A 13,757-nucleotide genomic window follows, 5' to 3' on the forward strand; every position below is an offset into this window, starting at 1 on the left:
GCACTCAAGGATTGGCGGGGAAAATCAGCGGTAACAGGCGCGCGGTATTGCGCGCATCCTCCAGCGCCCGATGCTGCTGACCGTTGAACTGCAGGCCCGCCAGTTGCAGGGCGCCATTAAGCCCCAGCGGGCGCTCCAGTCGACAGGCCTTGGCAAAACGTTGCTTGAGATTCATGTGCGGCACCCGGCTCAGGGCGCTGTCGAGTTGCAGCCGCTGCCATTCCTGAAGCAGCTGTTTGCGGTCGTAGTCACCCCAACTGGCCCAGCCTTCCAGATTCGAGAGATGTTGGTCGAGCCAGTGTTCGAACGAAACCCAGACGTCGCTCAGGGGCTGGGCAGCATCGACATTGGCCTGGGTGATGTGGGTCAATTCGCGGCAAAACGGGGTCAACAGGGGCCGACGCAACGGGCGCACGAAGCACTGGAAGTGATCCAGTTCCCGGCCTTTGCGGTCCACGAGGGTGGCGCCGATTTCGATGATTTCCATTTCTGTTACTGGCCAGCCGCCCTCATCGGTGGTGGCTTCCAGATCAATGACCAGCCAGTGAGGCATTGCAGGTTTCCTGGTATCCGCATCCTGATAGGGCTTGAGCGTAGCCAAACCCGGCGGATCCGCCTAGCGGCTTATTCGACCTCCAACAGAATCTGACGATTTTTTACCTGGTCGCCGACCCTGACCTGCAAGCGCTTGAGCACGCCGTCGATACCCGATTTGAGTGGATGCTCCATTTTCATCGCTTCAAGCACCACCAGCAGTTGCCCTTTGCTGACCGGGCTGCCCTCACTGACCAATACGTCGACGATCGCCCCGTCCATCGGCGCCTTGAGCGTGCCGGAGCTGACACTGGCCTGGCCGCTGACCAGCGCCCGGGTCCGATCGACCAGTCGCAGGCTGCCGGGGCGCGTGAACAACCAGAGTTGCCCGGCTTCGAGGCGGTAGGCATGGCGTTGGCGGATGCCGTCGATTTGCAGGGTGGCCCAGCGTCCGTCGCACTGGATGACCTTCAGTTCGAGGGGCCGGGCGCCAACCTGAACACGGTAGAGCTTGCCAGGTTCAGCGTGCAGTTCGACCGGCCATTCCTGATCCTCCAGGCCGATCCGATAGTGCAGAGGCGCGCTGGCGTTGTTGCGCCAACCGGCCAGCGGGGCGGGGTGAGCCTGCGCTGATACTTGATAAAAAAGCACCGCGGCGATGGCCAGCTCGTCGGCGCTCGGCGCATGAGGGTGCAGGCAGGGATGGTCGGCGAAGTACGTGGGGATGAACCCGGTGCTGAACTCGCCACTGATGAACTGGGAGTGTTCCAGCAGATTGGCGAGCAAGCGCTGATTGCTCTGCACGCCCAGCAGCACACTGTCCTGTATCGCCCGCAGCAACTTGCGTCGGGCTTCTTCACGGGTGGCACCGTGGGCGATGAGCTTGCCCAGCAGCGGGTCATAGAACGGGCTGACAGACTGGCCTTCGATCAGGCCATGGTCGATCCGTACGCTGCCCTGGATCGCTGGCTCCCAGGCCACGATTCGACCGGTTTGCGGCAGAAATCCCTGGGCCGGATCTTCGGCGTACAGGCGCACTTCCATGGCATGCCCGTTGAGCTGCACCTGTTCCTGTCGTAGCGGCAGCGGTTGCCCTTCGGCGATGTGTAATTGCCAGGCCACCAGATCGAGGCCGGTGATCAGTTCAGTCACCGGATGTTCCACTTGCAACCGGGTATTCATCTCCAGGAAGTAAAACCGGCCGTGAGCATCCAGTAGGAATTCCACGGTACCCGCCCCCACGTAATTCACCGCGCGACCCGCCTTGAGCGCCGCCTCGCCCATGGCCTGGCGCAACTCGGTGGTCATCGCCGGGCAGGGCGCTTCTTCGATGATTTTCTGGTGGCGGCGCTGGATCGAACAGTCGCGCTCGCCGAGGTGGATCAGGTTGCCGTGCTGGTCGCCGAACACCTGAATTTCAACGTGACGCGGATCGATCAAGGCTTGTTCGAGGATCAATTCGTCGCTGCCAAACCCGTGCAGCGCTTCGGAGCGTGCGCTACGGAGCTGTTCCGGCAATTCGGCGGCGCTGTGCACCAGGCGCATGCCGCGACCGCCACCGCCGGCACTGGCCTTGATCATCAGCGGATAGCCGATGCGTTCGGCTTCGCGGCGCAGGGTGGCGTCGTCCTGTTCGCTGCCCTGATAGCCTTTGATGCAGGGCACGCCGGCTTTGATCATGGCCAGTTTCGACAGCCGTTTACTGCCCATCAGCTCGATGGCTTCGGAGCTGGGACCGATAAAGATGATGCCGGCTTGTTGGCAGGCGAGGGCGAAGCCTGAGTTTTCCGAGAGGAAGCCGTAACCGGGATGGATTGCATCGGCACCGGTGCGCCGGGCGGCGTCGATGATGGCCGGGATGTTCAGATAAGACTGCTGCACCGGGGCTGGGCCGATGTTCACGGCTTCGTCGGCCATCTGCACGTGCAGCGCATCGGCGTCGGCGTCGCTGAATACGGCGACGGTGCGGTAGCCCAGCTCTTGCGCGGTGCGCTGGACACGGCAGGCGATTTCACCGCGGTTGGCGATCAGGATTTTTTTGAGGGCGGGCATCGGTTATTCCCTTGGTTTTTTGCGGTGAATGTAAGGGCTTGCTCGCGAAGCTCTTAAACGGACCACCCTGGTTTGCGCTTCTGCACAAAAGCCATCGTCCCCTCGATCCCTTCAGCCCCGGTCACTGCTTCGCTGAACCACTCGGCTGCCTGATCCAGCAGATCATCCGAGGGTTGTCCGGCACTCGCCAGCAACAGCTTTTTGGTCGCCGCGTTCGCCCCCGGTGCGCAACACAACACATGGGCCAGCACCTCATCGAGGCGTTCGGCCAAGGCTTGTGGGTCATGTTCGACAAAATGCACCAGCCCCATGCGCCGCGCCTGGGTGCCATCGAAGCGTGCGGCGGTCAGGGCCAGTCGGCGGGCCTGGGTCAGGCCGATGCGTTGCACCACGTAAGGCGCGATCTGCGCCGGCAACAGGCCGAGGCTGGTTTCCGGCAGGCCGAACTGCGCCTGATGATCGGCCATCGCGATGTCGCTGACGCAGGCCAGGCCGAAGCCGCCGCCAAGCACCGCACCTTGCAGCACCGTAATCACCACTTGCGGCGCGTGTTGCACCTCTTGCAGTAGCACACCGAACGCACGATTCAAATCGCGGTAGGCGGGCTGGCCTTGAGCGCGGGCGTTGGCCATGTCCTTGATGTCGGCACCGGCACAAAAATGCCCGCCGGCACCGCCGATCACCAGCGCACGAATCTGCCGATCATCGCGAACCGCCGCCAGCACCGCACGCAGTTCGGTGACCATCTGCAAGCTCATGGCATTACGGTTTTCGGGACGATTGAGGGTGATGTGCAGCACGCTGTCATGCAGGCCGAGCAACAGGGTTTGACAGGTGGGGAGGGTGCTCATTTGTTTTTCCCCGGCAGGATGCCCATGAGTTTGCAGATGATCCCCAGCATGATTTCGTCGGCACCGCCGCCAATCGATACCAGCCGCACATCGCGGTAAGCCCTGGCCACCGGGTTGTCCCACATGAAGCCCATGCCGCCCCAGTATTGCAGGCAACTGTCGCTGACTTCCCGGCCCAGTCGCCCGGCCTTGAGTTTGGCCATGGAGGCCAGACGGGTGACGTCCTGGCCTTTGATGTATTGCTCGGTGGCCTGGTAGACCAGCGCCCGCAGGCATTCGATTTCGGTTTGCAGTTCGGCCAGGCGAAAGTGGATGACCTGGTTGTCGATCAGCGCGTTGCCGAAGGTTTTGCGCTCCTTGCAGTACTCGATGGTGCTGTCTACGCAGTACTCCAGGCCTTTGATCATGTTCGCCGCGCCGAACAGCCGCTCTTCCTGGAATTGCAGCATCTGCATCATGAACCCCGCGCCTTCGTGGCCGATGCGGTTGCGTTGCGGCACGCGCACGTTATCGAAAAACACCTGGGCGGTTTCCGAGCTGCGCATGCCGAGCTTGTCCAGGTGCGAGCTGAGGCTGATCCCGGGGCAGCTCATCGGCACCATGATCAGCGACTTGTTGATGTGCGGTTTGTCGTCCGAGGTGTTGGCCAGCAGGCAGATGAAATCGGCGCTCGGCGAGTTGGTGATCCACATCTTGCTGCCGTTGATCACGTAGTCGTCGCCGTCCTTGCGGGCGGTGGTTTTCAGCCCGGCGACGTCGGAGCCCGCGCCGACTTCGGAAACACCGATGCAGCCGACCTGCTCGCCGGTGATCGCCGGCCGCAGGAATTCTTCGCGCAGTTCATCGGAGCCGAAACGCGCCAGGGCCGGGGTGCACATGTCGGTCTGCACGCCGATGGACATCGGAATGCCGCCGCAATGAATGGTGCCGAACTCTTCGGCCGCCACAATCGAATAGCTGTAGTCGAGGCCCATGCCGCCGAATTTTTCCGGTTTGGAGATTCCCAACAGACCGAGGTCGCCAGCCTTGCGGAAGATCTCATGGATCGGAAAGCGCCCGGCCTTTTCCCATTCCTCGACGTGGGGATTGATTTCGTGATCGACGAATTGGCGGACGGTGCGGCGCAGTGCTTCGTGTTCCTGGGTGAAGATCATTTTTATTGTTCTCCTGATCGCCCTTAGAAGCGGGCGACACCAAAGCTGTTGGGTTGCAGCGCCCGAACCTCGGCCTCATGGCAGATGTCCAGCAAGTATCCAAGTAACGTGCGGGTATCCCGTGGATCGATCAGCCCGTCATCCCACAGGTTGGCGCTGCCATACAGCGCGGTGGACTGGCTGTCGAGTTTCTGCGCGGTGACTTGTTCCAGCATGTCGAGCATTTTCGGGTCGGGCACCAATCCGTCCTTGAGTTGTTTGGCTTCGGTGACGATCCGCAGCACTTTGCCGGCCTGGGCGCCGCCCATCACCGCGGTGCGGCTGTTGGGCCAGGCGAAGATGAAGCGCGGGTCGAGACCGCGGCCGCACATCGCGTAATTGCCGGCACCGTAGGAACCGCCGACGACGATTGTCAGTTTAGGCACCCGGGCATTGGCCACCGCTTGAATCATTTTCGCGCCGTGCTTGATCACGCCTTGCTGTTCCGACTCGGTGCCGACCATGAAGCCGGTGGTGTTGTGGAAAAACAGCAACGGCGTCTGGCTCTGGTCGCAGAGTTGAATGAACTGCGCGGCCTTGCTCGCGCCTTTGGGGGTGATCGGGCCGTTGTTGCCGATGAAACCGCAGGCTCGACCCTGGATCTGCAAATGCCCGCACACCGTCTGCTGATCGAACTCGCATTTGAATTCGAGGAAGTTCGAAGCGTCGGCAACCCGCGCGATGATTTCACGCACGTCGTAAGGTTTTTTCGGGTCATCCGGGATCAGCCCCAGCAGTTCGTCGATGGGGTAGAGGGGCTCTTCCCACCGACGTTCCGGTAACCACGGCAACTGATCGTTCCACGGCAACAGACTGACAATCTCGCGCACCTGGCGCACGCCATCGGCATCGTTCTCGGCCAGGTATTCGGCGGTGCCGGCGGTTTGTGCATGCATCTCGGCACCGCCCAGTTCTTCGTCGGTGGCGACTTCACCGGTGGCTGCCTTGAGCAGCGGGGGGCCGGCGAGAAACAGCTTGGCCTTGCCGCGCACCACCACCACGTAATCCGACAACCCTGGCTGGTAAGCACCGCCCGCCGTGGCCGAGCCGTGGACCACGGTGATCTGCGGCAAGCCCATCGCCGACATCCGCGCCTGATTGGCAAAGCTGCGCGCGCCTTCGACGAAAATTTCCGCCGCATAGTTGAGGTTGGCGCCACCGCTCTCGGCGAGGGTGATCACCGGTAGTTTGTTTTCCATGGCGATCTGCTGCAGACGCAGGGACTTTTTCAGGCCGCTGGGGGAAATGGTGCCGCCCTTGATCGCGCTGTTGTTCGCCACCACCAGCACCCGCACGCCGGATACGTAACCGATCCCGGCGATCAAACCGCCGCCGGCCGCGCTGCCGTCCTTGTCGTCGTGCAGCTTGTAGCCGGCCAGGCTCGCCAGCTCGAGGAATGGCGCGCCGGGATCAAGCAGCAGGTTCAGCCTCTCCCGGGGCAGCAATTGCCCGCGCTTGTCGAACCTCGGTTTGGCTTCTGCGGCTTTATTCAACAGGTTCTGTTCGAGCTGGCGGACCTGCTCAATGCCGGCCAGCATGGCCGCACGATTGCGGGCGAACGGTTCGCTGAACGGGTCTATCTGGGACTGGATGACCGGCATGGTTATTCCTTGTCCTTCGGTTCGTCTGGTTTGGAGGCGTCCGGCCTGAGTACTTCAGGTAAATAGGCGCGGTGAAAGCCGTTGTACGAGTGACTGTTCTGCGCCTTGTGCATTGGCCAGGCCCGCCCGCCGAGGCTGGCGGCACCATCGATGCGCAACGTGCTGCCGCTGACAAACGCCGCTGCCGGGCTGAGCAGGAACACAATCGCCGCGCTGATTTCCGATTCGGTGCCGATGCGCTTGAGCGGCACGTGTTCGCACAGCGTCGGAATTACCGCCCGGAACGCGCCTTCGTAGGTGTCCATGCCGCTGGACGCGACCCAGCCCGGCGCGACGGCGTTGACCCGCACGCCGGCGTAGCCCCATTCGAACGCGGCGGTCTTGGTAAAGTTGTCCATGCCCGAGCGCGCCGCGCCCGAATGGCCCATGCCGGGCATGCCGCCCCACATGTCGGCGAGCATGTTGACGATGGCGCCGCCGTGCTTGCTCATGGACTGATTGAACACCTCGCGAGCCATCAGAAAACCGCCCACCAGATTGGTGCGCAGGATGGTTTCGAAACCTTTCTGATTGATCGACGCCAGCGGCGAGGGGTACTGCCCGCCGGCATTGTTGACCAGCCCGTGGATTGGGCCGTGTTTGCGGATCAGCTCGCTGACCAGCTGCGTAACGGCGTCTTCATTGCGGATATCGCAGACCTGCCAATCGGCTTTACCACCGTCTTCGGTGATTTCGGCAGTGACCTTTTTCAGTTTTTCGGCATTGCGCCCCACCAGCAGCACGTGCGCACCGAGGGCCGCGAGCTCATGGGCGGTGCAACGACCGATGCCGCTGCCGCCACCGGTGACGATGATGGTTTGGCCGGTGAACAGATCGGGTTTGAAAATCGAGTCATAGGCCATGGCGACAGTCCTCTAATTGAACTGATCGGCGATGCGCTGGGGCACCGGAATCTGGATTTCCAACAGTTGTTGGGCGAACGCCTTGCCCTGCGGATCGATCCGCAGGCTGGCCACGCCACCGCCACCGAGTGCGTTTTCCAGAAGAAAATTAAAGCTCTGAGTGCCGGGTAAATACCAGCGTTCGACGCGTCCGTGAATCGGGTCGAGGACATGGCTCATCCAGTCGACCATCACCTCGGGTGTCAGTGCTTCGGCGATCCACGGCAGGTAGTCGGGGTGGCGGGCCATGACGCCGATGTTGCTGTGGTTACCCTTGTCGCCGGAGCGCGCCACGGCGAGTTTGATCAAGGCCACGCTGGCGTCGGCACGCTCTGTGGTTTTGGGTGGGTCGAACGGCAGCGGCAAGTCAGCTGGGTCGAGCGCATCGAGGGCGGGCAGGGCACACGGATGGCGCTCACCGGCAAGGTCGATCTCCAAGGTGCAGGCGGTTTTGTCGATCAGGAACGAAAACAGCCGGATCAACGGATACACCGTCGGCCGCCCGCCGACGATTCCCGTCAGCCCAGGCGCCATACCGGTGGCAGCCTGAGCGATTTCCCGGGAGAACAGAATCAAGGCCTGCTTGCTCGGATGGCGCACGGCGAGTTTGATCACCACTTCGCGGCTGTCCTGGCGCTGGCCGTGGGGGCCGTAAGTGGCTTCGCTGCCGAGCAGTTCGATGTTCACCTCGCTGTAGGGCGCCCAGCCGCGCTGGCTAAACATTTCCGAGGTCTTGTTGATGATCGCCTGGCTGACCCGTCGGGCCTTGGCCACGGCATCGATCCCGGCGATCAGGCAACTGGCGGTGCAGCGGAAACCGTCCGGGTACGTTGCGCTGACCTTGTACTGAGCGGTCGGCGACAAGCCTTTCGCGCCATGCACCTGAACCGCGTTTTTGCCTTGTTGCACGAGTTTGACCTGGCTGAAATCGCACACTACATCGGGCAGCAAATAGGCCTGTGGGTCGCCGATCTCATAGAGCATCTGCTCGCCAACCGTCAGCGGTGTGACCAGACCGCCGGAGCCGTCGGGTTTGCTGACGATGAACTGGCTGTCGGCACCGACTTCGACGATCGGAAAGCCGATGTGTTCGTAGTCGGGCACGTCATGCCAATCGGTGAAATTGCCGCCGGTGCACTGGGCGCCGCATTCGATCAGATGCCCGGCCAATGCGGCCTGGGCGAGTTTGTCGTAGTCGTGCCACGACCAGCCGAACTCATGCACCAGCGCGGCGCTGACCACGGCGCTGTCGACCACGCGCCCGGTGATCACAATGTCGGCGCCCAAGCGCAGGGCTTCGACGATGCCCGGTGCGCCGAGGTAGGCGTTGGTCGACACGCACATCAGCGGCAGGGGTGCGCCACTGAACATCTCATGGATACCCAGGCTGCTCAGGTGTTTGAACTGCGGTTGCAGGTCGTCACCCGACAGCACGGCGATTTTCAGCGCCACCCCGGCCTTGTCGCAGGCCGTTTGCAGGGCAACGGCGCAGGCCTGTGGATTAACCCCGCCGGCATTGCTGATCACCCGGATCTGTTGTTTCGCGAGCTGCTCGAGGAGGGGGCTGAGGACTTCGATGAAGTCGCTGGCGTAGCCGGCGGCGGGGTCTTTCATCCGCGCCCCGGCCATGATCGACATTGTTATTTCGGCCAGATAATCGAACACCAGATAGTCCAGTCGCCCGCCCTCCACCAGTTGCGCGGCGGCGGTCGAGGTGTCGCCCCAGAATGCACTGGCACAACCGATGCGAATTGTTTTAGGCACAGTCAACTCCATAGCCACCTGCGACAGAAGTGCTTCGAGACTACCAAGCAAGCGCTTGGTTTGTAAGCGCCTTGATTATCTTCTTCCCGAGCGCTTGCTTGGTCGCCCCCGCCAGCTTAAATTGCCCGCGCAACCCTGCTGTTTTAACGGGCAGCGGCGCATTTGATTGATCGACTGTAGGAGAGAACGGGTGGACGAGCAAAAAGCCCTGAGGGTGATGCGCGAATTGGTCGACAGCGGCCAATTGACCGACCCCGACAGCGCCCGCGGCAAACTGCTGCAAGTGGCCGCTCACCTGTTTCGCAACAAAGGTTATGAACGCACCACCGTGCGCGACCTGGCCAGTGCGGTGGGCATTCAGTCAGGCAGCATTTTTCATCACTTCAAGAGCAAGGACGAGATCCTGCGGGCAGTGATGGAGGAGACCATTCGCTACAACACCGCGTTGATGCGTGCAGCGCTGGCCGAGGCCGGCAATGTGCGCGAGCGGGTGCTGGCGCTGATTCGCTGCGAATTGCAGTCGATCATGGGCGGCAGTGGCGAGGCCATGGCGGTGCTGGTGTATGAGTGGCGTTCGCTGTCTGAGGAAGGCCAGGCGCAGGTTCTGGCGCTGCGCGATATTTATGAAGCCATCTGGCTGCAGGTGCTGGGAGAAGCCAAGGACGCCGGTTTTATCCGGGGCGACGTGTTCATCACCCGCCGCTTCCTGACGGGCGCGCTCTCCTGGACCACCACCTGGTTTCGCGCCGATGGCAGTATGAACCTCGATCAATTGGCCGATGAAGCGCTGATTTTGGTGCTTGAAGAACGGTAAGAGCCGTCTATCTCGGCAAGAAACTGGCTAAGTTGACGAAACCGCCTAGTTTGTATGCATTGGTGAGTATTTTTTTGGGGAGTGTGCTGTTTTGATGTCTTCATCAATTCGAATGGCGTCGCGGCTTTTGCTGGCGGCGCTTGCGGTGTGCTGGGTGTTGCCATCTCAGGCCGCGCAACAGGTGCGGGTCGGGGCCGCCCATTTTCCACCCTATACCGTGCGCCCGGAGTCCGGTGCCGACACCGGTCTGCTGCCGCAACTGGTGGAAGCGTTGAATCAGCTGCAAACCGATTATCAGTTTGTGCTGGTGCCCACCTCGATTCCCCGGCGTTTCAATGACTTCAAGGAAGGCCGGGTCGATATGGCCATTTTCGAGAACCCGGAGTGGGGCTGGAAGGACATACCGCATACCGATGTCGACATGGGCCTGGAAGATGCAGAAATCTTTGTCGCGCAGAAGCAACCCGGTCGCGATGAGAACTACTTCAAGGATCTGGCGAGCAAGCGCCTGGCGCTGTACAGCGGCTATCACTACGAGTTTGCCAATTTCAACGCCGATCCCAAGTACCTGGCCGACACCTACAACGCCACGCTGACCTATTCCCACGACAGCAACCTGCTGATGGTGCTGCGCGGGCGAGCGGACATTGCCCTGGTGACACGCTCTTATCTGAGCGATTACCTGCTGCGCAACGAAAAAGTCGGCGAGCAGTTGCTGGTGTCGCAACGCATCGATCAGGTCTATCACCATTACGCGCTGATTCGTCCAGAGGCGCCGATTACGGGGGAAGCATTCGGCAAGTTGCTGCAAGGCCTGCGAAACAACGGCCAGATGCTGAAGATTTTCGATCCCTACAAAATTGCCCTGGTGCCGGTGGGCAAGCACTGACAGATAGAGTTTCCGTTGGGCAGGGGGGGCGGACGACCATTCATCTGGTATTTATGTTTTGCTGTTCGAATGGTCGAATTGACAGTAGACGCTTCCCCTCACGTGGTCTTAGCTCCTTTCCTGTGTCCGACCCCATGGAGGGGTTGGCGCTCATTCAGAAAGGATTTCTGTCATGACAAACCCCGCGTTGGTTTCTCTCTCCTGTGTGCCCGCTCCTGTGGTGCCACAAGCCGTCAACGATGTACTCGTTCTGAAAAAACCTGATGATTCGGCCGGTGTCACGGTCGAGGTGGCGCGTTGGCCATTCATGGTGGTTAATCAAAAGACAACGCTGCATGTCTGCGGTCAACAAGCCGACGGCTCGCCAGTGATGCTGCGAGTGGCCGACGCCGAGCCCGTCACGCAACAAGAGTTCCAGGAGGGCTGGCGTCGCAATATTGCCTGGGCGTCTTTGCAGAATCTGAAAGACGGGAGCCATCTCGCGTTTGTTTTTCAGGCGGCGCTGGATGGAGGCAGTTGTGCTGGCCCGGTGCTGTTCCCGACATTGTGTCTTGAGGTCCAGGCGCCTTTCGACGATACAACGACCTTCTCGGCAACAGACGGTACCAATAACTGGAATGGTTGGATGAGGGGCGACGCTGCGACTGATCCACGGGATCTCACCATCACCAAAGATGGAGATATCTACGTATTATTCGACAACACCTACACCAACAACTCTGCCGGCACGGTGTTGAAAAAGACCTTTCAGGGGCTGGAAGTGGGTCGGTCCTATGAGTTCGGGGTGACCGTGCGCAGGTGGAACAACAGCTATTCGGTTCCGGTGCTGTCACTCAACAGCGGAGCGCAAGTCATTGCCCCCGCGACGGAAATTTCGTCAATGGCCTGGGCTCCGCTCAAAGGCACGTTTACCGCGAGTGCATCACAGATGGAGTTGCAGATCGTTAACCATGTCGCCACCGGAAACGGCAATGACTATGCCTTCCGCGAAATCTGGGTCAGGTCGATCTAGCACCTGCGTAACGTCAATGGCCTGGAACTGATCCAGGCTGTGCATGCCACCGCGAATGCTGATTAAGGTTCGCGGTATTTTTCGTTAAATTTCCATGCCCGGCTCACGTCACCTCAGTTAACTGTCGACGATTACCGTGAGCCCGACCCATGTCCAATCTGAATGACCTGACCGCCCTGGCCTTGCCGTCAGGCAACCGTCTTGTAGCCGATGAAACCGCAAGTCGCCTGAGCCTCAGTCTGGAAGGGCAGCCGCTGATCGAACTGCGGCTGACCCGTGAGCCCGAGTTGCATCTGTGGCTGGAGGAGTGCTTTGGCCGTCCTGACGGTCAAGCATTCTGGGCGGCCTGTTATTGGCTGTTTGCCCGTGATGCGCAGTGTCAGCGTCTGACCTGGCACCTCGATCAAGTGCCCACCGAAGCCTTGCTCAGCGGGTTGCTGATCGCGACCGACGTCAACGGTCAATATCGCTGTGAACGCACACTGTTCTGGCAATTGCCTCAGCCTTGGCTGGGTGAGTCGTTGACCGGTAGCTATCCACAGCAGATGGTCATCAGTGACGGCAAGCGCCACCCCCTGCGTGCGGTGAAACCCCGTGGTGAGGTCTATCGACGCTTCGATGCGCGGCTCGGTGCGTGGGTCTCCTTGCGCACGGTAGAAATTGAGCATGACCTGGCGCGTTTCAACCGCTGGCAGAACAGCCCGCGGGTCGCGAGTTTCTGGCAGGAGGAGGGCAGTCTCGAGAAGCATCGGGAATACCTGAGCAAGCTCGAAGCCGACCCGCACACCTTGACCCTGATCGGTTGCTTCGATGATCAGCCGTTTGCCTACTTTGAAGCCTACTGGGCCAAGGAAGATCGCATTGCGCCGTTCTATGATGTCGCCGATTACGACCGTGGCATTCACATGCTGGTGGGTGAGGAAAATCACCGTGGCCCGCACAAGGTGGCGAGTTGGTTATCGGCGCTGGTGCACTACCTGTTTCTCGATGATCCGCGCACTCAACGGGTGGTCGCCGAACCTCGCGCCGACAACGCGAAGATGATCGGGCATCTGCATAATCAGTGTTTTCACTGCGAGAAAGAGTTCGACTTCCCGCACAAGCGCGCGGCGTTGATGATGCTGGGGCGTGAGCGGTTTTTTGATCGGTGTTCGTTGGCTTGAGTCAGTCTTCGCGGGCAAGTCGGATCGCCGCACCGCTCGCTCCTACAGTGACAGGCAATATTCCCTGTGGAGCGAGGCTTGCCCGCGAAGCGTTTAACGACGGGCGAAGGTATCGGCACGATTGCCCGACACCTTGCGGCAATGCACCAGCGCATCACGAATCATGAAGTTCACCAGGGTCGGCGAGACGCCCAGTTCCTTGGCGATGTCTTTTTGCGGCACGCCGTGCAGGCGGTACATCTCGAAGGCGTAACGGGTGCGGCTGGGCAGCTCCGTCAGTGCATCGGCAATGTTTTCCAGGGTCGAGAAATTCATGTGCGAGGTTTCCGGCGAAGCGCCCTGGATCACCACGTTCAGGCCTTCTTCTTCCGGGCCCGAATACTTCTGCTCCAGCGCCTGCTTGCGGTAGTGATCGATCGCCAGGTTGCGCACGATCTGGAACAGGTAACTGAGCTGCGCCTTGATGGACGAGGTGATCTGCGGCGCCGATTGCAACCGGAAGAACGCATCCTGCACCACGTCTTCGGCGCGGGATCGGCAGCCGGTAATGCGGGCGGCAATCTTGACCAGAATCATTCGGTTGTCGACGAAGGCCTGAAGTAGCGGTGAATCGCACCTGCTTGTGGATACTTGTTCCGTCATTGGAAATCACCTTGCTGCAAATAGGGTCGTGGGACGACAAGGGGGTCGGAGCCGTCCTACATATCGAGCGACAAATTATGTTGAATGATAATGATTGTCAATTGAGAAAGAGAATTAATGCTCCGTTGCGGTGCGGACCGAGAACGGCGACACGCTGACTCACCCACCGGCCACAAGCCTGCCGGCGCTCAAGCCCGGCGACTAATTATTCCAAGACCTCATCCGTTCTCATTGGTGAATGGCTGCGGGCGCAAGCCCCGGCCAGAACAGCATTCCCAATGCCTTGCGCGGTCGGCGAAGA

General features: G+C 60.7%; 12 protein-coding genes. 4 read left to right on the forward strand and 8 right to left on the reverse strand.

The genetic code is table 11. The features are described from left to right. Window positions 1-4 precede the first annotated feature (4 nt). From PGR6_RS08300 to PGR6_RS08330, 7 genes are all read right to left on the reverse strand, one after another. On the reverse strand, window positions 5-553 hold the full coding sequence (locus PGR6_RS08300) for an exonuclease domain-containing protein (RefSeq protein WP_018929992.1): 549 nt from the start codon (window positions 551-553) through the stop codon (window positions 5-7). A 71-nt stretch (window positions 554-624) separates the two neighbouring features. Further along, window positions 625-2,586 carry an acetyl/propionyl/methylcrotonyl-CoA carboxylase subunit alpha gene (locus PGR6_RS08305; protein ID WP_064616764.1) on the reverse strand — a complete coding sequence of 654 codons (1,962 nt, stop codon included), beginning with the start codon at window positions 2,584-2,586 and terminating at the stop codon, window positions 625-627. Window positions 2,587-2,639: 53 nt separating this feature from the next. Further along, the gene (locus PGR6_RS08310; protein ID WP_064616766.1) at window positions 2,640-3,437 is read right to left on the reverse strand and encodes an enoyl-CoA hydratase/isomerase family protein; all 798 of its coding nucleotides are present in this window, start codon (window positions 3,435-3,437) and stop codon (window positions 2,640-2,642) included. Continuing rightward, on the reverse strand, window positions 3,434-4,591 hold the full coding sequence (gene atuD, locus PGR6_RS08315; RefSeq protein ID WP_064616768.1) for a citronellyl-CoA dehydrogenase: 1,158 nt from the start codon (window positions 4,589-4,591) through the stop codon (window positions 3,434-3,436). The genes PGR6_RS08310 and atuD overlap by 4 nt, the downstream gene beginning before the upstream one ends. A 23-nt stretch (window positions 4,592-4,614) precedes the next feature. Beyond that, complete coding sequence (gene atuC, locus PGR6_RS08320; RefSeq protein ID WP_064616770.1) at window positions 4,615-6,231, reverse strand: geranyl-CoA carboxylase subunit beta; 1,617 nt, start codon at window positions 6,229-6,231, stop codon at window positions 4,615-4,617. Between the two features lie 2 nt (window positions 6,232-6,233). Beyond that, entirely contained in the window at window positions 6,234-7,133 is a 900-nt protein-coding gene (locus PGR6_RS08325; protein WP_064616772.1) for an SDR family oxidoreductase, read from the reverse strand. 12 nt (window positions 7,134-7,145) lie between these two features. Next, window positions 7,146-8,936: an acyclic terpene utilization AtuA family protein gene (locus tag PGR6_RS08330; protein ID WP_177343075.1), complete on the reverse strand. Its 1,791-nt coding sequence runs from the start codon at window positions 8,934-8,936 to the stop codon at window positions 7,146-7,148. Between the two features lie 190 nt (window positions 8,937-9,126). Here PGR6_RS08330 and PGR6_RS08335 point away from each other — a divergent pair, with 190 nt between their 5' ends. The 4 genes from PGR6_RS08335 to PGR6_RS08350 all read left to right on the forward strand — a co-directional run bounded on the left by PGR6_RS08335 (window position 9,127) and on the right by PGR6_RS08350 (window position 12,814). After that, on the forward strand, window positions 9,127-9,750 hold the full coding sequence (locus PGR6_RS08335; RefSeq protein ID WP_064616776.1) for a TetR/AcrR family transcriptional regulator: 624 nt from the start codon (window positions 9,127-9,129) through the stop codon (window positions 9,748-9,750). A gap of 94 nt (window positions 9,751-9,844) precedes the next feature. After that, window positions 9,845-10,639 carry a substrate-binding periplasmic protein gene (locus PGR6_RS08340; RefSeq protein ID WP_026331946.1) on the forward strand — a complete coding sequence of 265 codons (795 nt, stop codon included), beginning with the start codon at window positions 9,845-9,847 and terminating at the stop codon, window positions 10,637-10,639. A gap of 172 nt (window positions 10,640-10,811) precedes the next feature. Further along, the gene (locus PGR6_RS08345) at window positions 10,812-11,651 is read left to right on the forward strand and encodes a hypothetical protein (protein ID WP_018929983.1); all 840 of its coding nucleotides are present in this window, start codon (window positions 10,812-10,814) and stop codon (window positions 11,649-11,651) included. 149 nt (window positions 11,652-11,800) lie between these two features. Next, on the forward strand, window positions 11,801-12,814 hold the full coding sequence (locus tag PGR6_RS08350) for a GNAT family N-acetyltransferase (RefSeq protein ID WP_064616778.1): 1,014 nt from the start codon (window positions 11,801-11,803) through the stop codon (window positions 12,812-12,814). Window positions 12,815-12,907: 93 nt separating this feature from the next. Here the strand turns inward: PGR6_RS08350 and PGR6_RS08355 are convergent, their stop codons facing one another. Beyond that, complete coding sequence (locus PGR6_RS08355) at window positions 12,908-13,456, reverse strand: RNA polymerase factor sigma-70 (RefSeq protein WP_026286708.1); 549 nt, start codon at window positions 13,454-13,456, stop codon at window positions 12,908-12,910. Window positions 13,457-13,757: the final 301 nt, after the last annotated feature.

This window comes from Pseudomonas sp. GR 6-02, assembly GCF_001655615.1.
Taxonomy (GTDB): Bacteria; Pseudomonadota; Gammaproteobacteria; order Pseudomonadales; family Pseudomonadaceae; genus Aquipseudomonas.

Excerpts from the sequence above, each read along its gene's own strand:
- PGR6_RS08305 (WP_064616764.1), bottom strand. The coding sequence starts at position 2,586 with ATGCCCGCCCTCAAAAAAATCCTGATCGCCAACCGCGGTGAAATCGCC.
- PGR6_RS08325 (WP_064616772.1), bottom strand. The coding sequence starts at position 7,133 with ATGGCCTATGACTCGATTTTCAAACCCGATCTGTTCACCGGCCAAACC.
- PGR6_RS08310 (WP_064616766.1), bottom strand. The coding sequence starts at position 3,437 with ATGAGCACCCTCCCCACCTGTCAAACCCTGTTGCTCGGCCTGCATGAC.
- atuC (WP_064616770.1), bottom strand. The coding sequence starts at position 6,231 with ATGCCGGTCATCCAGTCCCAGATAGACCCGTTCAGCGAACCGTTCGCC.
- PGR6_RS08340 (WP_026331946.1), top strand. The coding sequence starts at position 9,845 with ATGTCTTCATCAATTCGAATGGCGTCGCGGCTTTTGCTGGCGGCGCTT.
- PGR6_RS08300 (WP_018929992.1), bottom strand. The coding sequence starts at position 553 with ATGCCTCACTGGCTGGTCATTGATCTGGAAGCCACCACCGATGAGGGC.
- PGR6_RS08345 (WP_018929983.1), top strand. The coding sequence starts at position 10,812 with ATGACAAACCCCGCGTTGGTTTCTCTCTCCTGTGTGCCCGCTCCTGTG.
- PGR6_RS08350 (WP_064616778.1), top strand. The coding sequence starts at position 11,801 with ATGTCCAATCTGAATGACCTGACCGCCCTGGCCTTGCCGTCAGGCAAC.
- atuD (WP_064616768.1), bottom strand. The coding sequence starts at position 4,591 with ATGATCTTCACCCAGGAACACGAAGCACTGCGCCGCACCGTCCGCCAA.
- PGR6_RS08355 (WP_026286708.1), bottom strand. The coding sequence starts at position 13,456 with ATGACGGAACAAGTATCCACAAGCAGGTGCGATTCACCGCTACTTCAG.